General features: G+C 70.1%; 24 protein-coding genes, 1 pseudogene and 2 riboswitches. Of the genes and pseudogenes, 11 read left to right on the top strand and 14 right to left on the bottom strand.

Annotated elements, in window-relative coordinates:
• The first annotated feature begins 4 nt into the window (after positions 1–4).
• From ACYQ78_RS11085 to ACYQ78_RS11075, 3 genes are all read left to right on the top strand, one after another.
• Positions 5–556 (top strand): TetR/AcrR family transcriptional regulator, encoded by a 552-nt coding sequence (locus ACYQ78_RS11085; protein WP_459800680.1) that lies wholly within the window; start codon positions 5–7, stop codon positions 554–556.
• Positions 553–1,320 (top strand): helix-turn-helix transcriptional regulator, encoded by a 768-nt coding sequence (locus ACYQ78_RS11080; protein ID WP_459800679.1) that lies wholly within the window; start codon positions 553–555, stop codon positions 1,318–1,320. The genes ACYQ78_RS11085 and ACYQ78_RS11080 overlap by 4 nt, the downstream gene beginning before the upstream one ends.
• A gap of 70 nt (positions 1,321–1,390) precedes the next feature.
• A complete protein-coding gene (locus ACYQ78_RS11075; protein WP_459800678.1) occupies positions 1,391–2,110 on the top strand; it encodes an SDR family NAD(P)-dependent oxidoreductase in 720 nt (239 codons plus the stop codon).
• A 65-nt stretch (positions 2,111–2,175) separates the two neighbouring features.
• Here ACYQ78_RS11075 and ACYQ78_RS11070 read toward each other — a convergent pair whose 3' ends face one another.
• Complete coding sequence (locus ACYQ78_RS11070; RefSeq protein ID WP_459800677.1) at positions 2,176–3,369, bottom strand: aminotransferase class V-fold PLP-dependent enzyme; 1,194 nt, start codon at positions 3,367–3,369, stop codon at positions 2,176–2,178.
• A 13-nt stretch (positions 3,370–3,382) separates the two neighbouring features.
• Positions 3,383–3,498, bottom strand: a riboswitch (SAM riboswitch).
• A gap of 549 nt (positions 3,499–4,047) precedes the next feature.
• On the opposite strand from ACYQ78_RS11070, the gene ACYQ78_RS11065 reads away from it, so the two are divergent.
• The gene (locus ACYQ78_RS11065) at positions 4,048–5,397 is read left to right on the top strand and encodes a DNRLRE domain-containing protein (protein ID WP_459800676.1); all 1,350 of its coding nucleotides are present in this window, start codon (positions 4,048–4,050) and stop codon (positions 5,395–5,397) included.
• Between the two features lie 88 nt (positions 5,398–5,485).
• On the opposite strand, the gene ACYQ78_RS11060 is transcribed toward ACYQ78_RS11065, so the two are convergent.
• Positions 5,486–6,139, bottom strand: coding sequence for a TetR family transcriptional regulator (locus tag ACYQ78_RS11060; RefSeq protein ID WP_459800675.1), 654 nt, complete (start codon positions 6,137–6,139; stop codon positions 5,486–5,488).
• A gap of 114 nt (positions 6,140–6,253) precedes the next feature.
• Between ACYQ78_RS11060 and ACYQ78_RS11055 the strand changes: the two genes are divergently transcribed.
• Positions 6,254–7,234: a quinone oxidoreductase family protein gene (locus ACYQ78_RS11055; protein ID WP_459800674.1), complete on the top strand. Its 981-nt coding sequence runs from the start codon at positions 6,254–6,256 to the stop codon at positions 7,232–7,234.
• A gap of 312 nt (positions 7,235–7,546) precedes the next feature.
• Here ACYQ78_RS11055 and ACYQ78_RS11050 read toward each other — a convergent pair whose 3' ends face one another.
• The 3 genes from ACYQ78_RS11050 to ACYQ78_RS11040 all read right to left on the bottom strand — a co-directional run bounded on the left by ACYQ78_RS11050 (position 7,547) and on the right by ACYQ78_RS11040 (position 9,832).
• Positions 7,547–7,873: a metalloregulator ArsR/SmtB family transcription factor gene (locus ACYQ78_RS11050; RefSeq protein ID WP_459800673.1), complete on the bottom strand. Its 327-nt coding sequence runs from the start codon at positions 7,871–7,873 to the stop codon at positions 7,547–7,549.
• A 169-nt stretch (positions 7,874–8,042) separates the two neighbouring features.
• On the bottom strand, positions 8,043–8,414 hold the full coding sequence (locus ACYQ78_RS11045) for a hypothetical protein (protein WP_459800672.1): 372 nt from the start codon (positions 8,412–8,414) through the stop codon (positions 8,043–8,045).
• Between the two features lie 119 nt (positions 8,415–8,533).
• A complete protein-coding gene (locus ACYQ78_RS11040) occupies positions 8,534–9,832 on the bottom strand; it encodes an FAD-dependent oxidoreductase (RefSeq protein WP_459800671.1) in 1,299 nt (432 codons plus the stop codon).
• A gap of 147 nt (positions 9,833–9,979) precedes the next feature.
• On the opposite strand from ACYQ78_RS11040, the gene ACYQ78_RS11035 reads away from it, so the two are divergent.
• Positions 9,980–10,756, top strand: a complete 777-nt coding sequence (locus ACYQ78_RS11035) for an isoprenyl transferase (RefSeq protein ID WP_459800670.1) — start codon at positions 9,980–9,982, stop codon at positions 10,754–10,756.
• Here the strand turns inward: ACYQ78_RS11035 and ACYQ78_RS11030 are convergent.
• The 4 genes from ACYQ78_RS11030 to ACYQ78_RS11015 form a co-directional block, all read right to left on the bottom strand.
• The gene (locus ACYQ78_RS11030) at positions 10,744–11,856 is read right to left on the bottom strand and encodes an alpha/beta hydrolase family protein (protein ID WP_459800669.1); all 1,113 of its coding nucleotides are present in this window, start codon (positions 11,854–11,856) and stop codon (positions 10,744–10,746) included. The genes ACYQ78_RS11035 and ACYQ78_RS11030 overlap by 13 nt on opposite strands.
• Before the next feature lie 872 nt (positions 11,857–12,728).
• Entirely contained in the window at positions 12,729–14,099 is a 1,371-nt protein-coding gene (locus ACYQ78_RS11025) for a S41 family peptidase (RefSeq protein ID WP_459800668.1), read from the bottom strand.
• The gene (locus tag ACYQ78_RS11020) at positions 14,099–15,163 is read right to left on the bottom strand and encodes an ABC transporter permease (protein ID WP_459800667.1); all 1,065 of its coding nucleotides are present in this window, start codon (positions 15,161–15,163) and stop codon (positions 14,099–14,101) included. The genes ACYQ78_RS11025 and ACYQ78_RS11020 overlap by 1 nt, the downstream gene beginning before the upstream one ends.
• Positions 15,160–15,894, bottom strand: a complete 735-nt coding sequence (locus ACYQ78_RS11015; RefSeq protein WP_459800666.1) for an ABC transporter ATP-binding protein — start codon at positions 15,892–15,894, stop codon at positions 15,160–15,162. The genes ACYQ78_RS11020 and ACYQ78_RS11015 overlap by 4 nt, the downstream gene beginning before the upstream one ends.
• A gap of 172 nt (positions 15,895–16,066) precedes the next feature.
• On the opposite strand from ACYQ78_RS11015, the gene ACYQ78_RS11010 reads away from it, so the two are divergent.
• Positions 16,067–17,380: a sensor histidine kinase gene (locus ACYQ78_RS11010; protein WP_459800665.1), complete on the top strand. Its 1,314-nt coding sequence runs from the start codon at positions 16,067–16,069 to the stop codon at positions 17,378–17,380.
• A 391-nt stretch (positions 17,381–17,771) separates the two neighbouring features.
• Positions 17,772–18,449: a response regulator gene (locus tag ACYQ78_RS11005; RefSeq protein ID WP_459800664.1), complete on the top strand. Its 678-nt coding sequence runs from the start codon at positions 17,772–17,774 to the stop codon at positions 18,447–18,449.
• On the opposite strand, the gene ACYQ78_RS11000 is transcribed toward ACYQ78_RS11005, so the two are convergent.
• Complete coding sequence (locus tag ACYQ78_RS11000) at positions 18,444–19,298, bottom strand: LysR family transcriptional regulator (RefSeq protein WP_459800663.1); 855 nt, start codon at positions 19,296–19,298, stop codon at positions 18,444–18,446. The genes ACYQ78_RS11005 and ACYQ78_RS11000 overlap by 6 nt on opposite strands.
• 82 nt (positions 19,299–19,380) lie before the next feature.
• Here ACYQ78_RS11000 and ACYQ78_RS10995 point away from each other — a divergent pair, with 82 nt between their 5' ends.
• On the top strand, positions 19,381–20,103 hold the full coding sequence (locus ACYQ78_RS10995) for an SDR family NAD(P)-dependent oxidoreductase (protein WP_459800662.1): 723 nt from the start codon (positions 19,381–19,383) through the stop codon (positions 20,101–20,103).
• On the opposite strand, the gene ACYQ78_RS10990 is transcribed toward ACYQ78_RS10995, so the two are convergent.
• Together ACYQ78_RS10990 and ACYQ78_RS10985 are read right to left on the bottom strand one after the other, a co-directional pair.
• Positions 20,090–21,370 carry a class I SAM-dependent methyltransferase gene (locus tag ACYQ78_RS10990; RefSeq protein WP_459800661.1) on the bottom strand — a complete coding sequence of 427 codons (1,281 nt, stop codon included), beginning with the start codon at positions 21,368–21,370 and terminating at the stop codon, positions 20,090–20,092. The two genes, ACYQ78_RS10995 and ACYQ78_RS10990, sit on opposite strands and share 14 nt — an antisense overlap.
• 10 nt (positions 21,371–21,380) lie before the next feature.
• A complete protein-coding gene (locus ACYQ78_RS10985) occupies positions 21,381–21,854 on the bottom strand; it encodes a MarR family winged helix-turn-helix transcriptional regulator (protein ID WP_459800660.1) in 474 nt (157 codons plus the stop codon).
• 75 nt (positions 21,855–21,929) lie between these two features.
• Here ACYQ78_RS10985 and ACYQ78_RS10980 point away from each other — a divergent pair, with 75 nt between their 5' ends.
• Positions 21,930–23,114 carry an amidohydrolase family protein gene (locus ACYQ78_RS10980; protein WP_459800659.1) on the top strand — a complete coding sequence of 395 codons (1,185 nt, stop codon included), beginning with the start codon at positions 21,930–21,932 and terminating at the stop codon, positions 23,112–23,114.
• A 3-nt stretch (positions 23,115–23,117) separates the two neighbouring features.
• Here the strand turns inward: ACYQ78_RS10980 and ACYQ78_RS10975 are convergent, their stop codons facing one another.
• Positions 23,118–24,245, bottom strand: a complete 1,128-nt coding sequence (locus ACYQ78_RS10975; protein ID WP_459800658.1) for an AI-2E family transporter — start codon at positions 24,243–24,245, stop codon at positions 23,118–23,120.
• Positions 24,246–24,330: 85 nt separating this feature from the next.
• Positions 24,331–24,441, top strand: a riboswitch (TPP riboswitch).
• Between ACYQ78_RS10975 and tenA the strand changes: the two genes are divergently transcribed.
• A complete protein-coding gene (gene tenA, locus ACYQ78_RS10970) occupies positions 24,436–25,092 on the top strand; it encodes a thiaminase II (protein ID WP_459800657.1) in 657 nt (218 codons plus the stop codon). It overlaps the preceding riboswitch by 6 nt.
• Before the next feature lie 52 nt (positions 25,093–25,144).
• Here the strand turns inward: tenA and ACYQ78_RS10965 are convergent.
• Positions 25,145–25,390: pseudogene (locus ACYQ78_RS10965) on the bottom strand (DUF6010 family protein); the annotation flags it as partial.
• Positions 25,391–25,489 lie beyond the last annotated feature (99 nt).

Here is a 25,489-nt window from a genome sequence, read left to right as displayed (position 1 = left end):
GCCCATGCGCGCTGACGCCCAGCGCAACTACGCGCGCCTGCTCGCCGTGGCCGAAGAGGAGATCGCCCTCCACGGCGCCGACGCATCCCTGGAACAGATCGCCCGTGTCGCGGGCGTGGGGTCCGGCACCGTACGCCGCCATTTCCCGACGCGTCACGCGCTGCTGGCGGCGGTCTTCCGCGAACGCGTCGACTCCCTGTGCGCCCACGCGGAAGAGCTGCGCGACCGCCCCGATCCGAGGGCCGCGCTCCTGGAGTGGCTGAGCGCCGTCACGGTGTCGGGCGCCACCATCAGCGGCCTGGCCGTCGCCCTGAACCGCATGTGCGCGTCCGACCCCGACGCCCCGCACGACCACTGCGCCACGTCCCGCCTGACCGAAGCGGGAGAGCCCCTGCTCCACCGGGCCGAGGCCGACCTGACCCCGGGCATCACCATCACCGACCTGCTCGCCCTGATCACCGGCATAGCCCTGGCCACCGAACACCACCCCGACCCCGCCGCCGAGGCCACCCGGCTGCTGGGCCTGACCCTCACCGGAATCAGCCCGCTCCGATGACCCGCCCGAACCGCGAACTCCTCAGCGACTTCCTGCGCACCCGCCGGGCCCGGCTCACCCCCGCCGACGTCGGCATGGCGGTGGCGGCCCGCCGCCGCACCCCGGGGCTGCGGCGGGAGGAGGTCGCCGTGCTGGCCGGGGTCGGTGTCTCCTGGTACACGTGGCTGGAGCAGGGCCGCGACATCAACGTCTCGGCGGGCGTCCTCGACGCGATCGGCCGCGCGCTGCGGCTGACCGAACCGGAGCGCGCCCACGTCTACCTGCTGGCCGGCCTCAATCCGCCCCCGGCCGGCGCGGCACCCGGCGCCGAGATCACCCCGGAACTGCGGCGGGTGCTCGATGGCTGGGCGCCCCCCGCGATCCTGCGCGACCGCTACTGGAACCGGCTCGCGGTCAACGACGCCGCGCGCCGGGTCTTCGGCTACGACGGCACCGACCACAACTGCCTGGTCAGCTTCTTCACCAACGCCCGCTATCGGGCCATGCACGTGCAGTGGGACTCGGTCGCGCCGTCGGTCGTGGCCGCCTTCCGCGCCGACGCCGCCCACGCGCCCGGCGACCCCGAGTTCGCCCGGCTGGTCGACGACCTCGGCGCGGTGAGCCCCGAGTTCGCCGAACTGTGGACCCGCCACGACGTCGGCCCGCCCGTCCAGGCGGTCAAGGCGGTGCGCCACCCCGACGACGGCGACCTGTTCTTCGACCTGACGACCCTGGCGGTGGTCGGCCGCCCGTACTGGTACCTGGAGCTCTACCTCCCGCGCTGAGGGTGGTGGTACCGGTCCCCGGATACGTGCGCACTGTTCACTTCCCGGGCCCCTCGCCAGGCTGAACCCCATGAACCGATTCGACGGCAAGATCGCACTCATCACCGGCGGCACGAGCGGCATCGGCCTGGCGACCGCCCGGCGGCTGCTCGCCGAGGGCGCCCACGTGATCGTCACCGGCCGCGACAAGCGCAGACTCGACGCCGCCGTGGAGCACCTGGGCGGGGGAGAGCGCGTGCGGGCCGTGCGCGGTGACGTGGCGAACCCCGCCGACCTCGCCGACTACGGCCATCTCGACGTCGTCTTCGCGAACGCGGGCATGGCCACGTTCCAGCCCCTCGACCAGATCACCGAAGCCGAGTTCGACCGTCTCCTGGCCGTCAACGTCAAAGGCGTGTTCCTCACCCTGCGCACGACGCTTCCGCTGCTGGCCGACGGCGGCGCGATCGTGATCAACGCGTCGTGGGCGCTGCACCGGGGAATGCCCGGCGCCTCCCTGTACGCCGCCACCAAGGCGGCCGTGCACAACCTGGCCCGCACCCTCGCGGCGGAACTGGCCCCGAGGGGGATCCGGGTCAACTCCGTCAGCCCCGGCTACATCGAGACCCCGATGTTCCACGAGCACATCTCCGCCGAAGCGGCCGCCGCCGTGATCACCACAGTCGCGGCCGGCCGCCTCGGCACCCCGGAAGACGTCGCCGCCGCGGTCGCCTTCCTCGCCTCCGGCGACGCGTCCTACGTCAACGGACAGGACCTGGTGGTGGACGGCGGCCTGGTCGCCGTCGTCTAGCGTCCGGCGGTGCGGGTCCACCGAGGAGCGCGAGGGGGCGGATGCCCCCTTCGCCCCCTAGATGACTACAGCTCGCGGAGTGCCGCCAGGAGGCGGTCGACGTGTTCGTCGGTGCTGCCGATGCCGATCGAGGCGCGGACCGCGCCGCCGATGTCGTCGCAGCCGCCCTCGCCCACGCCCAGCAGATGCCGCACGAACGGGTGGGCGCAGAACTTCCCGTCGCGGACGCCGATGCCGTGGTCCTCGGACAGTCGTTCCGCCACCTCACGCGCGGTGTGACCGTCGACGACGAAGGAGACGATCCCCACCCGGGGATGATCGGCCGGCCAGAGCCCCAGTTCGTGCACGCCGTCGATGGCGGCGATCCCCGCCCGCAGCCGCGTGAGCAGGCGTTCCTCCTCCTGTACGAGGCTGGGCCAGCCCGTCCGGGCCAGGTGCTCGCAGGCGGCGGCGAGCGCGATGGCGCCCAGCACATTGGGGGTGCCCGCCTCGTGCCGGGCCTCGACGTCGCTCTGCCATTCGGCCTCGTCGCCCACCGCGACCACGGCCCCGCCGCCCTTCAGGTAGGGCTCGGCACCCTCCAGCCAGTCACGCCGCCCCACCAGCACACCGGCCCCGAAGGGCGCGTACACCTTGTGCCCCGAGAACGCCACGTAGTCGAGGTCGAGCGCGGCCAGGTTGAGGGGACGATGCGGCACGAACTGGGCGGCGTCCACCGCGATCCGCGCGCCGTGCCGGTGCGCGATGTGCGCGAGCCCCGCGATCGGCCACAGCTCCCCGGTGACGTTGGAGGCCGCCGTGACCACCAGCAGCGCGGGCCCGTCGATCGCCGCCAGCGCCTCGTCGGCCGCCCGCACCGCCTCACCGGGCAGCGTGGGCGGCGCGAGCCGGACCGGCTTCGACCAGGGCAGCAGCGTGGCATGGTGCTCGGTGTCGAAGACCACCACCGTGGTCCCCTCCGGCAGGCTCCTGGCCAGCAGGTTCATCGCGTCGGTGGTGTTCCGGGTGAAGATGAGCGCGTCGTCGGGCCGGGCCCCTGCGAACGACTTGATCGTGCGCCGCGCCTGCTCGTACCGCGCGGTCGTGAGCTGTGAGGCGTACCCCGCGCCGCGGTGCACGCTGGAGTAGGCGGGCAGCGCCTCGGCCACGGCGACGCTGACCGCCTCGAGACAGGGCGCGCTCGCCGCGTAGTCGAGATTGGCGTAGGACACCAGCGCGCCACCGCGCACCGGGACATCAAGGGACAACACGGCGGACACAGTGCCTCCAGAGGCCACGCGCTTGCCCGCCGCACCACGCGACGGACCAGGTCCTCACCCGGGGCACCCCGCCGCGGACGCGAGGGTTGCCGGCCAGCAAGCCGGGGCTATGCGCTGGCACTCATGACCTACAGCCGGAACTATAACCCGACGATCAGCCCCGAGCGCAAGTGGCATCTTGCGGCCCTCGAATTTTCTGTATGTTAATTTGTTATTAATATACTTAGTAAAGGTGGGTCGATTGGTCTTCTCGCCATATTCGGGCCGAGACTTCTGGCATTCGCTCGCGATCGGGCTGTGATGCGAGTCATTGACGGAGAGCTCTCGCAAATGAGTCGCGCTCCATGCGTTGCCGGGGCAGAGATCGGCCCACCTGGACCTCGCTAGCGGTCTCGGTCGGACTCGGCGCATCAAGGCAGTGTGCGGGCATGTGGTCAAGGTCGCCACACCGCCACCGTCCTCGGGCCGTCTGCTCGGCGACCGCACTCCCGCGGGAAGCCGGATCACTTCGGGAATGGGCGCGCGCCCCCTGAAGGCCGCCGGTCAAACGCTCATGGCCATCCCTCACGGCAAATAGGCGGGATTTGTCGAACATTTCCAGGTGCATTTTGGTAAGGGATTTTGTTACCGTCCTTGGGCGATGCCAATGATCATCTCCGCGACCCGAGGAGCTCGATGATGTCTGCACCATCCCTCCTGCGGAGGAGGGCACTCTCCCTGCTCGCCACGGCCGTGACGGCGGCCGGGCTCGTCACCCTCCCGGCCGTGCCCTCGCACGCCTCCGACCCGGCGACGACCGAGCTCGCGATCACCGTGTTCCCTGGCGACGAGATCACCGTCCCTTCGGACACCAACGCGAACGATCCGGCGACGACTGATGACGACCTCCTCCTCGTCGGCGCCCTGCCCGGCGGCTCCCGGAACCGGGCCTACCTGAGGTTCGGCACGGCGATGCTGCCTCCCGGCGTCGTCACCTCGGCCACGCTCCGGTTCAGCAACCTGACTGCGCCGACGTGCGGGAGCCAGCCAGGGGAGGGGATCGAGGCGCGCCGGCTCACCGGACCCTATGACCCCGCTTTCCTGCACTGGGGCAACAAGCCGGACTCCACACCCGACGGCGCGCACCTCGCCGCGGTCGAATGCGGCGTCCACGCGGAGTCGGTGGAGTGGCAGCTCAAGGACATCGTTCAGGACTGGGTCGACGGCGCCCCCAACCACGGAATCGTGCTCCAGCACCCCGACGAGAGTCTCGACGACGGCTACTCGCTGCTCACGCCGATGGCGAACTACGGGTTTCCCCAGCCTCGGATCGAGATCACGATGACCATCACCTCGGCCCCCGAGGTCCGGACGGTCGTCCTCACCCCCTCCTACCAGGCGCCCGACGGCACCATGATGCTGCTCAGGACCGCTCCCCGCTTCCTGCTGAAGATGTCCGACCGTTTCGGCGGCACCATGAAGGGCGAGTACGAGATCGAACACGACCCCGCCGCCGGTCAGATCTGGACCGGTTTCTCCGGCACCACGAGATCCGGCGGGCTGATCCACACGAACGTCCCGCCGGGACTGATCCAGGACGGCTGGCAGATCCGCTGGCGCGCCCGCGCCCACAACCTCACGGCCGGCACGGTGTCCGGCTGGACGCCCTGGCAGGTCCAGGTCGTCCACCTCGCCCCACCGGAGATCGCCTCACCCGAGATCCTCCCGGCGCTCCAGACCGGCGGCACGACGGTGGTCTCCAGCCTCACCCCGCAGCTGCGCGCCGTCGTCACCCACCCTTACGAGGACCTGGAGACGGTCCGCTTCGAGGTCGAACACGATCCGGACGTGCCCGAACAGGGCACCGGCCTGATCTGGACCGGCGGCTTCGGCCCGGGCTACCTGGCGGGCGGCCTCCGCACGGTCACCGTGCCGGCGGGCAAACTGTCTGACGGCTGGCAGATCCGCTGGCGCGTCCGCGCCACCTCCTCGGTGGACGTGCCGGCGTCGACCGACTGGCAGAAGGCCACCGTCGCCCTGAACCCCTGACCATGTACTGAAACAGCCCTCAGTGCGGCGTGCTGAGGGATTGATCGAGCTCAGCTGCGAGACATCGTCCATGCGCGGAGACGCCCCGCTATGTCGAGGTCGTTTCCGTCAGCCCGTTGGCGAAGGTCCGCAAGAGGTGGTCGAGGCGTGGGCCGAAGTCGAGGACCGCGTGGCCCCACGACGGCACCTCCTCGTACAGCGCGGCGAGCGTCGGGGTTGGATGCGACGCCTGCCAGAAGCCGGCGGCCAGGACGACCGACACGGCCAGCAGGTCGACGATCTGCTCGGCCGTCAGGCTGCTCACCCGCGCCAGCGTGGCCGCGATCTCGTTGTGGGCGGCGAAGGCGTTGGTCTTGTACCGGCGCGCGGTCTCGATGTCGACGTCACCTTCGAGGTGCAGCGTCACGTGGGTCAGCAGGTCGCAGAACAGCGGGAGCGAGATGAGCGTCCGGCTGATCACCGCCGCGGTCTGCGTGGGGTCGAGCGCGGTGCGGTCTGCGACGTCCGCCGTGACGGCGTCGCGCCACCGGCCCCAGCCGCGTTCGGCCAGCTCCAGGAGGAGTTGTTCCTTGCCGGCGTAGTAGCGGCGCACGCCGGTCCGGTGCAGCCCGGCCCGTTCGGTGACCGCGGCCAGGGTGACGTGGCGGACGCCACCGAGTTCGAGCGCGAGCTCCTCGGCCGCGTTCAGCAGTTCCTCGGCCCGGCGTTCCTTGTCCTCGCTCGATCGAGCCCTCTGCCGCATGCCCGCGAGCCTAGGGCATCTCGCATCGTCGTCCTTAACGCATCGCGAGGTGCGTTACAGTGCTCAGTTAACGCATCATTTAGTGCGTTAACTCGATGAAAGAGGCGACACCACGTGAAAGCCGTCCAGGTCACCGCGTTCGGAGACCCGAGCGTCCTGTCGGTCACCGAGCTGCCCGACCCGACCCCCGGGCCGGGGCAGATCGCCGTCGACGTCACCCATTCGGCGGTCGGGCTGATCGACCTGTTCTTCCGGCAGGGCCTCTACCGCGACCGTCCGGGCATGCCGCAGCCGCCGTTCGTGCCAGGGTTGGAGGTCGCGGGAACGGTACGTGCCCTCGGCGAGGGTGTCACCGGATTCGCCGTGGGGGAGCGGGTCGTCTCGATGTCCGGCACCGGCACCGGCGGCTACGCGTCGATCTACCTGGCCGACGCCTCGCGTGTCGCGTCGACGGAACGCCACGGCCTCGACCCCGCCCTCGCGGTCGCCGTCGTCCCGAACGCGGCGATGGCCTACGCCGCGCTCAAGGAGGTGGCCCACCTGGCGGAGGGCGAGAGCGTCCTCGTCCACGGCGCGCTCGGAGGGTTCGCGGCGGCGTTCCCCGGCATGGCGCGTCGACTGGGCGCGTCACGCGTCGCCGGGACCGTCCGCAGCGGGAAACTGGCGGCCGCGTCCACGACCAAACTGCCCTATGACCTGGTCGTCGACTCCGCCGGTCTGCCGGAGGTGTTCGGCGACGAGAAGTTCGACGTCGTGATCGACGCGGTCGGCGGCGAGGTCCGCACGCACAGCCTGTCGTTGGTGAAGCCGGGCGGCCGCATCATCGTGGGCGGCAACGCCAGCGGAGACTGGAACCACCACGTGGACACCAACCAGCTGTGGCTGGGCGCCATCACCGTGGCCGGATTCAACGCGGGCGTCTACCTGCCCACCCACCCACAGGTCGTCCGCCCCGCACTCGACGCCGCCCTGGAGGTCGTGGCGGCCGGGCTCGGCGAGATGGAGGTGGACGTCCTCCCGTTCGACCAGGCCGTCATCGCGCATGAGCGCATGGAGTCCCGCGACGTCGCCGGCCGCATCGTCCTGACCCCATAGTCGATGCGGATGTGGCGTTGCCCCATCTGGGCGATCTGCCGGCTGTTGACCGTGTCTGGCGCCGATGCCGCTCTGGCCCCGCCGTCGCGAGCGGGATCGGGATCACGGTGATCACTAAGAGCTCCTAGCAAAATGGCTCCGGTGCCCGACAACTCGCCTTTGCCAAGCGCCGCCTATGCAGGTGACGCATCTCGCCGCACCGGCGCCGGGTTCAGTTGGCTTCATTTCGTTAGGAGCTCTAAGTGATCCGCGATCGTCCTGCGAGTCCGGCCCCAAGAAGAGACGATCAGCGATGCCCCAGATCTGTCGTCTTCAGCGAGCCGGAGGGCTGAAGATCGCCCCCAGGCGGGCCACCGTTTCGGGGATCACCCGGTAGTACACCCAGGTCCCGCGCCGTTCGCCGTCGATGAGGCCCGCGGTGCGCAGGACCTTCAGGTGGTGCGAGATCGTGGGGGCGGTGAGGTCGAAGGCGTCGGTCAGGTCGCAGACGCACGCCTCGCCGCCCTCATGGGACCCGATCATCGACAGCAGCCGCAGCCTGACCGGATCGGCCACCGCCTTGAGCAGGGAGGCGAGCGCCTCGGCGTCCTGCTCCGACAGCGGCACACAGGTGAGCGGCGGACAACACTCGATCGTCATGATGCCCTCCCCTGCTTAGACGTCCTTCGAAATCATAGCCGCGCGTACCCGAAGAGTAAGAACACCGCGATGCCACACAGAACCGACGGCGGTCACCGGAACCGACGCGCGCCGAAGGCGAAAGAAGGTGGCGGTGCCCTACCTCTCGGCGAGCAGGTGGGGAAGGCGATCATGCCCACGCAGCAGGATTCCGGTGGTCTGGACGGCGAACAGGACTCCCGCGATCGCCGACGCCGCCCACCTGCGTGGCGGGCCGGTGGTGACCAGGTGGCCGCTGACCGAGAACGCCGAACAGCCTGGCGACCAGCGGCAGCGGGCTGATCACGGCCATGGCGGCGCAGAAGGCGGAAAGGGCGACCCCGCACCGCCTCTCGCTCGGCTGCCGTTTCGGGCGGTGCCCTCGCCAGATGACGAGGGCGTGTAGCGGGACCGCAGTCAGGCCGTACACGATGGCCAGGATCACCAGCACCGGGCGCCAGCTGAAGCGGGACAGCAACCACCCGGTCAGCGACAGGAAGATCGACGATGCGAGTCCGGCCACGATCGTGACGGCGAGCCACGCCGCTAGCGTTCGTCCTCGGGTGGAGTCGATCAGATCTCCCCTCCCGGAGTGGTCCCCCAAGTTCGGTCCCGCCCGCCGGAAGCTGGGCCACGCTCCTCTCAGCCGCAGCACCCGCCGCCGTCGGAAGAAGCGCCGGCGAGCACGAGTGGCGTACCGACCAAACCACCGTGTCGTCCCCGCGCCTCGGCGAGCTCGGACGAACAGACCCCCGTCTCAGGAAGGTCGAGCTCCACCGCCCGCGCCGCCTCCCAATCCCCGGCGATCGCGGCCACCACGGAACGCGCCTGCTCATAGCCGGTGGCCATCAGAAACGTCGGCGCGCGCCCGTAACTCTTGACCCCGATCGCGTAATAGCCCGGCTCGGGATGAGTGAGCTCGTCGACCCCATGCGGAGGCACCGTGCCGCAGGAGTGGACGTTGGGATCGATCAGCGGCGCCAGCGCGCGGGTACTGCCGAGAACGGGATCCAGATCGAGGCGCAGTTCCTCGGCGATCGAGTGATCAGGCCGGTAACCCGTGGCGGCGACGACACGCTCGGCCACGATCGACTGCTCAACGCCCTGCGGGTCGCGGCTCACGACCTCCACACCATCGGCATGGGCGGCGACCCGATGGGTGAAGAACCCCGTCACCAACCGGACCCGACCCGAAGCCACCAGAGCGTGCAGACGAGTGCCGAGAGCACCCCGAGCGGGCAGCGCGTCGGCCTCCCCGCCGCCGTAAGCGCGGTCGGCATTCCCCGTGCGGACCGCCCAGGTGATCGGCGTGTCATCGAGCCGCGCCAGAGCCAGCACGGTGGTCGCGGCCGAATGACCTGCGCCGATGACCAGGGTGCGACGGCCGGCGTAGCGGTCGCGGTCGGCGCCGAGCACATCAGGGAGCGCATGGTCGATCAGCTCGGCGACGGTCTCCTCGCCGAAGGCTCGCAGCCCGCTCGCCCCAAGAACATTGGGGTTCCTGTACGTCCCCGACGCGTCGATCACCGCGCTGGCGAGAACCTCCCGGCCGTCCGACAGACGCAGCACGAAGGGCGCCGACTCCCGCCCATCGGTGCGGACCCTGTCGTAACCGAGCCTGCTGATCGCGACGACCTCGGCCCCGACCTGGACCCCGAGCAGTTCGCCGAGCGGACCGAGGTAGTCGCCGACGATCTCCGCACCGGTCGGGAGGTGGTCGTCGTCGGGCGCCGTCCACCCGGTGGATTCCAGGAGACGCCGCGCGGCGCCGTCGATGTTGTAGCGCCACGGACTGAACACCCGCACGTGCCCCCACTTCGCCACCGAGGACCCGGCCTTCGCGCCGCTCTCCAGAACGACGAAGCCGACCCCACGCTCGGCGAGGTGCGCGGCGGCGGCCAGCCCGACGGGACCGGCGCCGATGACGACCACGGGAACCATGATGACCACCTTGCTTAGAGGGTTGTCTAATCAGGTTAGGCCTTGATTAGACAGATATCAAATCAGCGCTTGTCGTTTTTCCGTGAGGGTTCGGTGCAACGGGTTGTCCGGAATGGTGTCCGGGTCGACGATGACCTGATGCTGTGGATGCGACGTCGGCTCAGAGGTGTCCTCGACCGGATCTATGTCAGGCGGCTGGCCGGACGACTCCCGCTCGACCTGATGCCGCGCCACATCGGGATCATGGTCGACGGCAACCGCCGCTGGGCGAGATCGGCCGGTTTCCCCGACCCCGCCGACGGCCACCGCGCGGGCGGCGCGAAGATCCCCACCTTCCTCCGCTGGTGCGACGCCTACGGCATCGAGCAGGTGACGATCTACCTGCTCTCCGACGACAACCTGAACCGCGCCGAACCCGAACTCACCGCCCTGCTGGCCATCATCGAGGACGTCATCGGAGAGCTCGCGGAGCCCGGCAATCCGTGGCAGATCACCCCCATCGGCACCCTCGACCTGCTGCCCACCGCCACCGCCCTCGGCATCAAGGAGGCCGCCGCCCGCACCGTCGCCAGGACCGGCGGCGCCCGGGTGAACGTCGCGATCGGATACGGCGGCCAGCGTGAGATCGCCGACGCCGTCCGCTCGGCGATCGGAGAGCAGCGCGCCCTCGGCATCCCGCTCGACGACATCCTGGAGGGCTTCGACGCGGAACTGATCTCCCGCCACGTCTACACGGCCACCCAGGCGCCCCTCGACATGATCGTCCGCACCAGCGGTGAGCAACGCCTGTCCGGGTTCATGCTGTGGCAGTCGGCGTACGCCGAGATGCACTTCTGCGAGTGCTACTGGCCCGACTTCCGGGAGATCGACTTCCTGCGCGCCCTCCGCGCCTACGCGGGCCGCAACCGCCGCTACGGCCGATAGCGCAACGATGACGTGTCCAAGATCGACTGTGGCCGCGACTTCAGATGTAGATCGAGGAAGGCCGCCACATAGGTGCGGGTGAGCTCGGCACCTCTTTCGGCAGGCAGCATGCCCGGGAGGGGCTCGAGCCCGAGGACCTCCGCCAGCAGAGGAACGTCGGTGAACGTCTGATGCTCGGCGTCCGGCACCACTAACCAGCGTTTCCACCCGGTCAGCAGCGTCCAGTCACGATCCCACGAAGGGTCGAGACCACCCGGAACATGCTCCTTCGCACCCAAGAACAGGACGGGCCGGGAGAGACCACCCTTGGGAATCCGCGCGTAAGCGGTCCCGTCCATATCGACCCCGGCCCGGACCCGGGGATCGGCGACCATGGTCGCCAACGCGGCCGCACCGCCGATCGACTGACCGACCATCGCGATCCTGTCGAAGTCGATCAGCTTCAAGGTAGCGGTCAGCCGGTCGAGAACAACGGAGACGTCGGCCGCCCGGCCTTGAACGAGCCCCATGCCGAACCCGGGGTCGGTGTTGCTGTCACACGCGAGGCATTCCGCGACGCGTCCGTCGGACAGCGTGGTGGCGTAACTCTCGTAGGTGTGGTCGATACCCGCCACGACATAACCCCGGCTCGCGATGTCCTCGGCCAGAGAGGTGAGCGTGCTCATCGGCTTGGTGAAACCGGGCGAGAGCACCACGAGCGGCAGATCGCGGCCGGAAGGTTGAGCGTCCGCGATGGCATGGGTCCGGGTCCCGCTCAGAGTGGCGGCGGGCGCGGTGGAAAGCCCCGAGTCCCTCAGAAGGAGCTCCGCTTCCTCAATGGTCATGTACGGCGCCGACTCCCCATCGCGCTGCTCGGTCGGATACCACAGGGTGACCTTGAGCTCCCGAGCTCCGACATCGGGGTCCCAGGGATCGGGACGTGAGGTGTCGGTCAGATGCAGTGCGGTGGTACCGACCGCGTGCGGCCCGGTGGGGGCGGGCAGGATGACGGGGCCGGGCGGGCTGGCCTGCGGGGCATCTGCCCTAGGTGGCGCGGGGGCGGAACAGGCGGATACGGCGATGACGACCAGTCCCGCAACGAGGCCCAGAAGTCTTTTCACGGTGAGGTCCTTTCGCAGGCTGAGCAAGGGCGGGGGGTTTCAGTAGGGCGGGCAGTCCTTTCATGGCGAGGTGTGCCTTCGAAGGCGCAGCAAGGCCAGGAGTCTTCTCACGAAAGTGGTCACTGCACGGGTGCAGTACCACCTGGCGGCTTTTGCGCGAGCTCTCTTCATGGGTCGGTACGGCCGGGAGTCTTCTCACGAAAGTGGTCACTGCACGGGTTCAGTACCACCTGGAGGCTTTTGCACGATCTCTCTTCATGGGGTCGGTACGGCCGGGAGTCTTTTCACGACAGGGGTGCCATCGCAGGCTCAGCCGGGGCGGGGAGCCTTCTTACGGCGGGGCTCTTTACAGCGGACTTAGAGCTCCTAACACATGAGCGTCACCGGTCTCGGCGCCGGTGCGGCGAGGTGCTTCACCTGCATAATCGGCGCAAGGCAACGGCGAGCAGCCCGAGTGCCGAGGTCATTTTGTTAGGACCTCTAAAGCACGACCGGGCCTTCCACGCCGGATGCGGCCAGGAGTCTTTATGCGGCGGCGGTCACTGCACGGCTGCAGCAGCTCGAAGAGTCTTGTTGTCATGAGTTCTCCTCACGGGGTTCGGCATGGCCAAGTGGCTTCTTATGGCGGAGGTCTCTTCACGGAGTTCAGCGCGGCCGAGATCTTTACGGCAGAGGTGCCATCGCAGGCTCAGCAGGCTTCTTTGGTGAGGTCCCTCAGGGGGTGGGCTCAGCGCGGCCGGGTGTCATTTGAGGCGGGTGTGCCTTGCGGGCTCAGGTCAGCCAGGAGTCTCACGGCGGAGGTCATTGCACTGGAGTCTTTGCAGCGGACTCTCTTCACGGTGTTGGCACCTCTCTCGTGGCGGAGGGTCTCTTCAGGGGCGAAGCAAGGTCAGGCCCTTGGTCAGGGTGGGGTCGCGTCCGGTGGCTGCGTCTTCTGGGGTCGGGGACGCGTAATGATCGGGGGCCACGCCAATCCCATCGATCACCTCGCGATCTGGCCCGAGGTGATGTCGGGTGGGGAGGTGCAGCAGGGTGTTGTTCGCGAGGAGATAGGTCTGCACCGGGCCGGAGATCATGCCTGCGGTCCTGGTGCCGACCAACCGCCCGAGGTGCAGGTCCTTGACGGCGGAGGCGAAGTGTTCGCAGGTCGAGGCGCAGCCACGGTCGGCGAGGACCACGAGCGGTAGGTGGAGCAGGTCGACGGTGTCGTCGGTCGGGATGGCCTGGCAGGTGTCGTCGGCGGTGCAGTGGTAGCCGGTGGTCGCGCCGTGGACGAACGCGCTCAACAGTCGGGTCGACTCCAGTAGGACGCCACCCTCGTTGCCGCGTAGGTCCAGCACGACCCCCGACAGGGTCCGGCTCGTGCGCAGCCGGGTGATCGCACGCAGGACCCGGTTCGCCGAGTCGGGGGTGAAGGCGGTCATCCGGACGTAGGCGACGTCGTCCAGCAGCCTCGACTGCACCACTCGCAGACCGGCGGGATCGCGCGGGAAGAGACCGGGCTGGAGCGTCACGCTCCAGCGGCGGCCGGTGCTCTGCCGGAAGACGCGCAGCCGCACCGGCCGGGCCTCCGGGTATTCGGGACGGAGCGCGGAAGAAGGTGCTCCGTCGATGAAGGGCGCCCCGTCGCTGACCGTTTCGATGACGTCGCCGGGGCGCAGACCGGCGGCCTGAGCGGCGCCGCCGGTTATGGCGGTGATGAACAGCGGGGAGGTGGTGCCGGTGTCGAGGCCCAGGCCGTAGCCGTCGCCGTCATAGGCATCGGGATGCCGTTTGTCCTGGTGGGTCCAGGTAGCGTGCCGGTCGTCGAGGGCGGCCACGAGTGCCCGCAGGGTGATTTCGGTGAGTTCCTCGCGCAGGTCGGGGACCATGTCGGTGATCTCACGGAAGGTGGTCTCGAAGGCGGCCCAGTCGGCTTTCCGGTCACCCGTGAGGGCGGGCATGGTCGCCACAGGCAGATCGCGTCCGGCGTGGTCGAGCCGCCGGGTCAGGGCGGCGAATCCGGCGGTCAGCAGTGAGCGGGTGTCCATTGTGGCGGTGCCGTCGTAGGTGTCGAGGATGCAGAAGTAGGCGTGTTCGACGACGTCGATGGTGGTGGACGTCTCGGGTTCGAGCGCTCCCGAGGGAGGCGCGCAGACCGTACCGGAGGAGGTTTCTGCTTGGCCGCGCGGCGGCGTCGGCGCGGAGCAGGCGGCGGCCAGCACGAGCGCGAGCACGGCGGCCACGGCTCGGACGGCGGACATCACAGGCGTTTCCTGATCCACCACAGCGACGACCACGCGAGGCCCAGCGTGAGCAGGGTGTAGATCCCCGTTTCGATCCACTGGAAAGGCCAGAAGCGGTCGATGGGCTGGTAGGTGGCCTGCTGGCGGTAGCCGAGCCGGTTGATCTCGGCCAGGCACCCGCCCGCCATGAGCCCCTGCGGAGAGCACGGTCCCGACGTCGTGGAGACCGGGACGGTCCGCACGACCGTCGACGACGGGCCGGAATCGGTGCCACCGCCGGAGACCGCCTGCCCGGACGGGCCCACCAGCTCGCTCGACAGCACCCAGGCGCCCGGATGGCCCGGCACGGCCGAGGTCCTGAGGAAGATCTGGAGGGATCCGCCCTGCGGCCCGCCCATGCCGTCGATGTTCTCCCGCGTGAGCTCGAAGGTCCCGGCGACCGGCGGCATCAGGTGAGGTCGGACCAGCAGCGGCATGGCGAGTTGAACCGCCACGAAGACCGCCAAAGTGAGGGCCATGGCGGGCAGCGTGCGGCGGACCAGCATGCCGACGGTCACTCCGAGGACGAAGGCGAAGGCCGCATATCCCATCGGAGCGATCCCTCGTGCGCCGAACACGACGGGGGCCATCTGCGCCATCTCCGGCACGGCCGATCTGTCCAGCGGGCCGGACCACCAGGTCACCGCGAGACCGCACACCCCCGCCGCCACCACGGCCGCCAGGCCGATGAGCCCGAGTTTGACCGCCAGCCAGCGGCCACGGGTAACGCTCTGGTTCCAGACCAGCAGATGCGTGCCCGCCTCCAGTTCGCGGGTGACCAGCGGCGCACCCCAGAAGAGGCCGATCAGCGCCGGGAGGACCAGCACGACGAGGGTGAGAGCCAGGAAGACGAGGTCGTACGCGCCGAAGAAACGGTCGAAGAAGTCGAGGCAGGTGTCGTCGGGGGTGCAGGCGGCGACCCCGGCGGCGTAGTCGGCGGCCAGCTTCGGGCCGGTCAACGCCAGGACGGTGCCGAGCACTACCAGGACGGCGGCCGTCATCGCGGCCGAGGCGCGGAACTGGCGCCAGGTCAGCCAGATCATCGCCGCGCCTCCGCGGGCGCGTCCATGTGGGCCAGGACGAGGTCCTCCAGGCTGGGCCGGTCGGGTTCGGTCGCGGCCAGCAGGTCTTCGACCCGGCCGGCGAGGCGGACGCGGGAGTCGACCAGGACGATCAGGTAGTCGCAGACGCGTTCCAGGTCGGAGATGAGGTGGGAGGAGAGCACCACGCTCAGGTCGTGTCCGGTGGTGGCCTCGGTCAGGGCCCGCATGAACTCGCGACGGGCCAGCGGGTCGAGCGAGGCGACCGGTTCGTCGAGGATCAGCAGCTCGGGGCGTTTGGCCAGGCCGAGGGTGAGGGCGAGCTGGGCTCGCTGCCCGCCCGACAACCGGCCCGCCCGGTGGCCTGGGGAGAGGCCGAGGCGTTCGATGCGGTTCCGCGCGAGCGTGGCGTCCCAACGGGGGTTGAGCGCGGCTCCCAGCTTTAGGTGTTCGGCGACGGTCAGGGCCGCATAGACGGGGGTGTCCTGGGCGACGTACCCGACCCTGGCCAGTTGCGCGGGCGTGTTGCCCGGCCGCCCGCCGAGCACCGTGATGTCGCCGGTGCTGGGGTGGAGCTGGCCGCTGGCCAGCTTCAGCAGGGTGGTCTTGCCGGCGCCGTTGGGGCCGACCAGCCCGACGACGTGGCCCGCCGGGATGTCAATCGTGCACTCGCGCAGCGCCCAGCGCCGGCCGTAGCTCTTGCCCAGTGCCTGGGCCCGTAGGACGGAAGTCACGCGACGAAACTAGGTACCGCCCCTGCCGGGGCGCGTCGGTCGTCGTGCCGAGATCGTGTACGTCCCGAGAACGAACCGCCGCCACGTCATCCCTGCGATGTACGCCCTGCGGCGACGAGTGCCGTCATCGCGGCGGATGTGGGAGGTCCCGGGCGGGCGTGAGAATGTGCCGGTGGAGACCAGTCAACGACCACGCCGCTGGCGTCGGGTGCTCGAACATCGGGCCCGGCGCGACGACGACCGCCCGAGGGCCCCACGCTGGGCGGTCGCCGTCGACGTGGTGGTCGCGATCTTCCTGACGGTCGTCGCGGTGGCCCTGTCGGTGCGCTTTCCTGGGACCGGCCAGGTCGCGGCCCAGCCCGAGGTGATCGAATATCTGCGGCTCCGGCAGGATGTCCCGCCCGTGCCGCCGGTTCCCGACATCATGCCCATCCCCGGCCTGGAGGTCGGTCCGGCCGTGCGTTCCGGTCAGCCGCCCGTGTTCCTGGTGGCGATGACGGCGCTGCCGCTGGCGGTGCGGCGCCGGTTTCCGCTCGCCGTGTTCTGGATCGTGCTGGCCGCGACCCTGGCCACCTCCGGTTCCGCGACCTGGATCACCGTGCTGGCCTGCGCGATCGCCGCATATGGCGCCGTCGTCCACGCCCGGAACCGGTTCCCGGCGATGGTCGCGCTCGTGCTCGCGGCGGGGCTCGCCGGAGGCGCCTTCAAGGATGTCGCGCCGGGGTTGCCGAGCTGGATGGGGCCCTTCGTCGTGCTGCTGAGCGTGGGGGTCGTCGGGAGCTTCGTCCGGTTCTGGCGGCATCGGTTCGCCGAGATGGCGCGGGATCAGGCGGAGGCGACGAGCCGGGCCGTCGCGGAGGAGCGGGCCCGGATCGCCGCCGAACTGCACGACGTGGTGACCCACAATGTCAGCGTGATGGTGATCCAGGCCGGGGCGGCGCGCAAGGTCATGGACGCCGAGCCCGAGCAGTCGAAACAGGCGCTGCTCGCGATCGAGTCGGGTGGCCGGGCCGCCATGGCCGAACTGCGCCACGTCATGGGCCTGCTCGCCGGTCCCGGCGGTGAGCGCCTCGACGGCCCGGCCGACGGGCTCGAACCCCAGCCGGGCCTCGACCGGCTCGACGACCTGATTGAACGGGTCCGCGCCGCCGGAGTCCCGGTGACCGCCAAGGTGTCGCCGCCGGGGCCGCTGCCTCCCGGGATCGACCTCGCCGCCTACCGCGTCGTCCAGGAGGCCCTGACCAACACGATCAAACACGCGCCCGGCGCCGCCGCGACGGTGACGATCGGCGGAGACGACGACCGGCTGGAGATCGAGGTGACCGACACCGGCGGAATCCGGAGCACAGGGCCACGCTCGGGCGACGGCCGGGGGCTGATCGGCCTGCGCGAGCGCCTCGCCGTCTACGGCGGCACACTGGAAGCCGGTCGGACAGCCGAGGGGGGATTCCGAGTCAAAGTGAGTGTCCCCTGGAGCACCCCGTGACCTGGTGCTCTTCCATCCATAACGGCACGTTGCAGACGGGGCACGGCATGATCGAGCGGATGGCCGTCTGCGGCGGCCCGCTGGGGGTCGCCTGGATGGCCGATGGAGGATTCTGGGTTCACGCCATGATCGAACGGTTTGTAGGCAGCCCGCTGGAGACAGGTTGGATGGGCGACGGGGGTTCCACGGATCTAGGGGATGACCGGGCCGCCCGCCGTTTGCGACAACCGGGAGACCAGCAGCAGGTTTCGAATCACGCTTCGACCGTGCGGCTCGCCGTTCATGGCGTCATCTTGAAGGCCGGTCGAACGGTTGATGAGGGTTCCGTCTACGAGTGCACGCAAAATACTGGTCCGTTCCAGGCCCAAGCGGGCGTCCCCGGGAGCGCGCCATGACCGATTCGCTGCGTGCCGTCATCGCCGACGACCAGGCCCTGGTCCGCACGGGGTTCCGTATGATCCTCGCCGCCGACGGCATCGAGGTGGCGGCGGAGGCGGCCGACGGGGAGGAGGCCGTCGCGGCGGTGCGGCGGACCCGGCCCGACGTCGTGCTCATGGACATCCGGATGCCGCGTATGGACGGCCTCGAAGCCACCCGCCGGATCCTCACGAGCGGGGCCGGCGCCGGGGACACCCGGGTGCTGATCCTCACCACCTACGACCTCGACCACTACGTCTACTCCGCGCTCGCGGCCGGAGCGAGCGGGTTCCTGCTCAAGGACGTCACCCCCGAGCACCTGGTCGCGGCGGTCCGCCTGGTGCGGTCGGGTGACGCGCTGCTCGCGCCGACCATCACCCGACGGCTGGTCGAGCGTTTCGCCCGCCGTGACAACGTCGCGCCCGCGTTGCATCGGGAGCTGTCGCGGCTGACGTCCAGGGAGGTGGACGTGCTGCGCCTGCTCGCCACCGGTCTGAGCAACGCCGAGCTCGCCGACCGGCTGAACCTCAGCGTGGCGACGGTGAAGACCCACGTCGCGCGCATCCTGTCGAAACTGGGGCTGCGGGATCGGGTGCAGGCGGTGGTGGTGGCGTACGAGACCGGGTTGGTCACCCCCGGCGGCGGGTCATAGCTCTACGGCGGTGCGCACCAGGTCGGCAAGGGGGAGGGAGCGGCTGTGAGCGGGCCAGGCGATGTGCGTGACGACGCGGGGCGCGTCGGTGAGCGGGACGGCGGCGTGGTCGGCCCACAGCCAGGGGCGGGCCGAGTCGGGCAGGATCGTGACGGTGCGTCCGAGGGCGATGAGCTGGGCGAGCTGGGTCTGGTCGCGGATCTCCGGGCCGGGGCCGGGCGGGTAGACGCCCCGGTTCGGCCAGCGGGCGAGCGGCAGGCCGGGGATGTCGCTCACCTCGGCCGTCGAGAGAGCCGGGCGGCTCGCGAGGGGGTGACCGGCGGGCAGGATGGCGATCTGGCCCTCGCTCATGAGTTCCTCGCTGTCGAATCCGGCGAGGGAGTTGAATGGGGTGTGCATGAGCGCCGCGTCGGCCCGGCCGTCGCGCAGCAGGCCCTCCTGGTCGCAGAAGCCGCACAGCAGCACCTCGATCTCGGCGGCGCCGGGCCGGGCGGCGTAGGCGTCGAGGAGTTTCTGGAGGAGTTCGTGCACGCCGGCGGCCTTGACCGCCAGGACCAATCGGTCGCGGGAGCTGTCGGCGCCACCGGCGCGGCGGGTGCGCCGGGCGGCCGCGGCCGTGGCGTCGAGGGCGGCGCGGCCTTCGTACAGGAGCACTTCTCCGGCGCCGGTGAGGGCGACGCCGCGGCGGTTGCGATCGAGGAGCGAGACGCCGAGGCGGCGTTCGAGCTGCTGGATCGCGCGGGACAGCGGCGGCTGGGCCATGCCGAGGCGTTCGGCGGCGCGGCCGAAGTGCAGTTCCTCGGCGACCGCGACGAAGTAGCGCAATTCCCGCGTTTCCAGGCTGTCCACGCCCACCACCATACCCGCCGGGTATCACAGGCGACCGGATCGGTGTTGGCCGGGCCGCCCGGCCGCGCGCGAGCATCGGGCCATGAGCGAAACGAAGGTCGCGCTGGTCACCGGCGCGAACAAGGGAATCGGATGTGAGATCGCGGCCGGGCTGGGCGCCCTCGGCTACCGGGTCGGCGTGGGGGCCCGCGACGCGGCGCGGCTGGAGAGCGCCGTCGAGAAGTTGCGCGCCGCCGGGGCCGATGCCTTCGGGGTGCTCCTGGACGTCACCGACGACCGCAGCGTCACCGAGGCCGCCGCCGGGCTCGATCGGCTCGACGTGCTGGTCAACAACGCCGGAATCTCCGGGCCGACCGGGCCGGGCTGGGAGCAGGATCCGACGACGCTCGACCTCGACGTGGTCAGGACGGTCGTGGAGACCAATGTCATCGGGGTGATCCGGGTGACCAACGCGATGCTGCCGCTGCTGCGGCGCTCGGCGTCACCGCGCATCGTGAACGTCTCCAGCAGCGTCGCCTCGGTGACCCGCCAGGCCGACCCCGACGTCGCGATCGGTCCGATCATGGCGGCTTACTCGCCGTCGAAGTCGTTCCTCAACGCGGTGACCGTGCACTACGCCCGGCAGTTCACCGGGACGGGCATCCTGATCAACGCCGTCTGCCCAGGGCTGGTCGCGACCGATTTCACCGGCTTCGTGGGCCGCACTCCGGAAGAGGGCGCGGCCGTCGCGATCAGGTACGCGACGCTGCCCGACGGCGGCCCGACCGGGACGTTCGCCGACGACGCGGGCGTCATCCCCTGGTGACCACGCGCAGTACCGCCGTCAGCATCGGGAGAGTGAACTCGCCGTCGGCGGTCTCCGGGCGGTCGGCCAGGTAGTCGCGGATCCGGGCGAGCGTGGCTCGACGCTCCGGCTCCGGCATGACCAGCAGCCCGGCGCGGGTTGCGAGCGTCGCGACGAGTGAATCGGCGGTGCGCCGCTGGCCGTGCGGGAACTCGGCCCGCTCCGCCGAGCCGAACACCGGCGGAATCCGCAGCCCGGCGGTCTCGTTACGCCAGCTCGCAGGGGTGTCACGGGGGCCGATGGCCGCGCCCCCGCTGACCTGGGCGAGCCCGGCCACCCACTCGGTTTCGTCGTCGAGGACGTTCCACAGCCCGGCCAGCACGCCGCCGGGTACCAGGACCCGGGCGATCTCGGGACCCGCGACGTCCATGTCGAACCAGTGCATCGCATTGCCCGCCACCACGACGTCGACCGACGCGTCGGGCAACGGGATCGCCTCGGCACTGCCCAAAAGCGCACGGACACCAGGCAACGAACGGCGCAACTCGGCCAGCATCGCCGGATCGGGCTCCACCGCGATCACATCGGCGCCGACCGTGACCAGCGCGGCGGTCAACTTGCCCGTTCCGGCGCCGAGGTCCAGGACGCGCGAGCCGGATGTGGGCTTAGTTGCGATTCGGCGGGCATCGACTGCGGCTGGCGTGCCGCTTTCGGTGACCCGGTTGGGCGCGCCCAGACCGGGTGCCGGCTCGGTAGTGATCGTGTCGGCATCGGCCGCGGCGAGTGTGTCGGTTCTGACGCCGGGGTCCAGTGCACGCAGACCGGGTGCGGGCTCGATCGCGTTGGCTCCGGCTCTGAGGTCCAGGATGCGCGGACCGGATGTGGGCTCAACCGCGATCATGTCGGCATCGACTGCGGCTAGCGTGCCGCTTTCGGTGTCTCGGTTGGGGACACCAAAACAGGGTGCGGGCTCGATCGCGTCGCTATCCGCTGCGGCCAGCATGTCGGTTTCGGTGCCCAGGTCCGGTATGCGCGGGCCGGGCATAGGCCCAACGACGATCATGCTGGTCCGCGACTCGGTGCCTGGGTCCAGGACGTGTGGATTGGGTGCGAGCTCGGCTGCGATCGCGTCGGCATCCGCCGCCGGCTGGCCGGGCAAAGGCTCAACAACGAGCATGTCAGAGCCCAGCGCAGGCTCCAGTGCCCAGCGGACGGCGGCGAGCGCATAATCCGGGCGGTGCTCCGCATAAGCGGGTGCCGCCGTGCCGAAGGACGAGCCGAGGTCCACGCGGGTTCTCCTAAGACGCGTCAGGGGCCGGGAGCCGGGCGGTGGCGTCGGCGTATTTCAGTAGAAGCCGGGCGAACTCCAGCCGTTCCGCCCGAGGCCAGTCGCGGGTGATGTGTTCGAAGGCCTGGCGCTGCTGGTGGCGGAACAGGGCCAGCAGCGCCACCCCCTCGCCCGTCAGCTGAAGGACGGTGCGACGCCCGTCGAGCTGGGACGCGGCCCGCACCAGGTAGCCGTTGCTGATGCAGTCGGTCGCCATGCGGCTGGCGACCGACGCGTCGACCATCAGGTGGTCGGCCAGGGCGCCGATCGTGATCTCGCGGCCCGCCTCGGCCGCTTCGTCGACGATGTTGAGGACCAGGTTGCGCGTCAGGTCCTTGCGGCCCACGGGGCCGTCGACGGGGGCCTGCATGGTGCGGCGGCGGAGCCGGGCGAAGGCCATGCCCACGGCGTCGAGGAGCGGCTCCTCCTGCGGTGTTGCGCTCACATCGCCTTTCTACCACAAGGTGCATATATGTGCTATTAAGCATGTAATTGCATCATGCATACTTGAGGAGGCACCATGACCACGGCCATCGTCAACGCCCGTGTGTTCGACGGCGAGCGCGTCCGTGAGGAGACGACCGTCCTGCTGGACGGCGCGCTGATCGCCGCCGTCGGCACCCCGCCGCCCGACGGGGCGGAGATCGTCGATGCCCAGGGCGGCACGCTGCTACCCGGGCTGATCGACGCCCACGTCCACACCTCCGAACCCGCGCTTGCGCTGGCGCTGCGGTTCGGGGTCACCACCGAGCTGGAGATGCAGGGGCTGCACACCAAGAAAGGCCGTGCGCACCTGCCCGACACGGTCGCCGACGTGCGCTCGTCGGGGTTCGGGATCACGCCGCCGGGTGGGCATCCGAGCGAGCTGTTCCCGCCCGGTTTCGAGCCCGCGGCCGGGCCCGACCTGCCGCTGATGCCGTTCGCCAGTACCCCGGAGGAGGCGGTCGCGTTCGTGCCGCGGCTGGTCGCGGACGGGTCCGACTACATCAAGTTCATGGTGGACGACGGCTCGGTCGAAGGCCATCCCGGTCTGCCCATGCTCGACCAGGCCACGCTCAACGCCGGGGTCGCCGAGGTCCACCGGCACGGGCTGCTCGCCATCGCGCACACCCTCACGGTCGAGGCGACGCGGATGGCCGCCGAGGCCGGTATCGACGGGTTCGCCCACCTGTTCATGGATCAGCCGCACACCGCCGAGATCATCGATGTCATCGCCGCCTCGGGGGCGTTCGTGGTGCCGTGTGTGGTGCTGAACGCGTCCATGATGGGGATCACCGGTGGTGATCTGGCCGACGATCCGCGCGTGGGATCGCGGCTCGACGCCGCCTGGACCGCCACCCTGCGCAGCAGCTACGACCGCTATCCGCAGGGCCGTCTCGACGACGTGCTCGCCTCGGTGAAGGCGCTGCGTGACGCGGGGGTCGACCTGCTCGCGGGCACCGACGCCGCGCCCGCGCCGCTGCCGTTCCTGGGCGGCGTCGTGCACGGTGCCAGCCTCCACCGTGAGCTGCGCTACCTGGTCGAGGCGGGGCTCACGCCGATCGAGGCGCTGCGCGCGGCGACCTCCGTCCCGGCACGGCGGTTCGGGCTCACCGACCGGGGGCGCATCGCCGCAGGTCTGCGGGCCGATCTCCTTCTGGTGGACGGAGACCCGACCGTCACCATCGGCGACACCCTCAACCTGCGGCGGGTCTGGCGCGCCTGAACCTCACGACGTGTCCAGGCGCGGGAAGGCGACCTCGCGCAGGATCAGCCGCAGCGCCGCCGCGATCGGGATGGCGAACAGCGCGCCGAGGATGCCCAGCAGGGCCGCGCCCAGTGTCACCGCGACGAGCGTGACCACGCCGGGCACCTCGACGGCCGCGCCCATGATGCGCGGGACCAGCACGTAGTCCTCGAAGAGCCGGTAGACCACGAAGAAGACGGCGGTGGCCAGCGCGACGGGGAAGGAGACCGAAAGCGCCACCAGGAAGACGACCAGTCCGCCGAGGGTCGACCCCACGACCGGGATCAGGTCCATGAACGCGACGAACAGCGACAGCAACAGCGCGTACGGGACATTGAAGATCACCAGCCAGATGAAGGTCAGCACCCCGGCGACCGTCGACGTCACGAGGTTGCCGAGCACGAACCTACCTACTTTGCTGAGGATGTCCTCGCCGATGAGGATCGCGCGCGGGCGCCGCGAGTTGGGTACGCACCGGTAGGCGGTGGCCTTGATCCGGGGCAGGTCGGCCAGGAAGTAGATCGTCAGCACCAGCACGATCACCGTCGAGAAGGCCGCGCCCGCCACCACCTCGCCCGCGCCCAGCAGCCCGCCGACCAGCGAGATCTCGCTCTTACCGGTACCGAGCTCCTGGATCACGCGGGCCAGGTCGAACCGGGTGTTGAGCCGCCCCACGAGCGTGTTCTGGTTCGTCGCCTGCTGGAGATACATGGGCACGTCGTGGACGAACTGGCTCACCTGCGCCACGACGACCGGGATGGCCAGTGCGAGGAAGCCCCCGACCAGCGCCAGCGTCGCCACCACGATGATCAGCACGCTGGCCCAGCGCGGCACCCCCCGCCGCACCAGCCAGTTCGTGGCCGGATCGAGCCCGATCGCCAGGAACAGCCCCAGCCCGATGAGGATCAGCACGTCCTTCGCCGCCCCCAGCAGCAGGATCACCCCGTAGGTGACCGCCACGCCCGCCGCGGCCATCATCCCCACGTGGAACGGCGACCGCCGGTTGAACGGCCGCCCCTGCTCGCCGAACGGCCGCCGTTCGGTCGCCGCCGCGTTCGCCTTCTCCGCCGCCCGCTCGACGGGCCCCTCGGGAGGGTCGTGAGATGTCATGCCGCATCGCCCCCACCTGCCCATTCCCGCTGGCCGGAGGCGGCACCGGGCTTTGCCGGAAAATGGCGGGGTGGTCTAGGCTCGATCACGACATCGCGGGAGCCCGCGCAACGGGCTGAGAGTGTGGCTGAGGCGGCCACAGACCGCTCGAACCTGACCGGGTCATGCCGGCGTAGGGAGAAGGTCCGTAGTGACGTACAGCCAAGATTTATGGGACACCCGCGTCTACCAGGCGATTCTCGACCACCCCTTCATCACCGGGCTCGTCGACGGAACGCTGCCCCGTGAGGCGTTCCGCCACTTCGTCGAGCAGGACTCCCACTACCTGCGCGACTACGCCCGCGCCCTGGCCGTGTGCGCGGCCAAGGCGCCCGACGACGAGACCACCAGCGCCTTCGCGGGCGATGCCGCCGGGGCCATCGCGGCCGAGCGCGAGATGCACGCCGCCTTCATGGCCGACCTCGGCGGCTCGGCCGAACAGGCGGCCGCCGCGCCGGTCGGGCCGACCACCCGGGCCTACACCAGCTATGTCCTGGCCACGGTCTACGGGGGTTCGTTCCTGGACGGACTGGCGGCGGTGCTGCCCTGCTACTGGATCTACGCCCGGGTGGGGGAGGACCTGCTGAAGCGGTCATCTCCTGATCCGCTCTACCGGCGGTGGATCGAGGCGTACGGGAACGAGGCATTTCAGGACACGGTCCGCAGAGTGGTGACCCTCACCGACCGGGTCGGCGAGGAGGCCACCAAGGCGCAGCGCGCGCGGGCCGCGGAACACTTCGCCACCACGGCCCGCTATGAGTGGATGTTCTGGGACGCGGCGTGGCGCCGCGAGTCCTGGCCGCTGTGACGAAGCACCACAGCGCGATGACCGGATCGCAGATGGCGCAGCCGAAGGACGAATGCTCGAAGAAGGGGAGGATCGGGCTCCCTTTCAGGTGGTGGACGACGTCCCAGGCGGTGTGGATCAGCCAGCCGACACCGATCCAGGTCCAGCTGTTGAGCCCTTTGTACGCGACGAAGGTCATCACCACGGGTAGCAAAAGTTCCCAGTAGCCGAGCCCGCCGCCGCTCAGATAGGCCGCGCCCGCGCCGCCGACCAGCACGGCGTTGACGTGACGGCGGCGCGGTTCGGGGAACAGTGACATGACCGCGACGAAGACCAGCCCGATGAGAATCGGCATGACGATGTCCATGCGCGGCAGGCTAGATCGGCCGCGCGTGGGCGCCCCACGGGGTGAATCGAC

The sequence above is a fragment of the Herbidospora sp. RD11066 genome, assembly GCF_054661255.1.
This window is presented reverse-complemented; position numbering and strand designations above follow the sequence as displayed.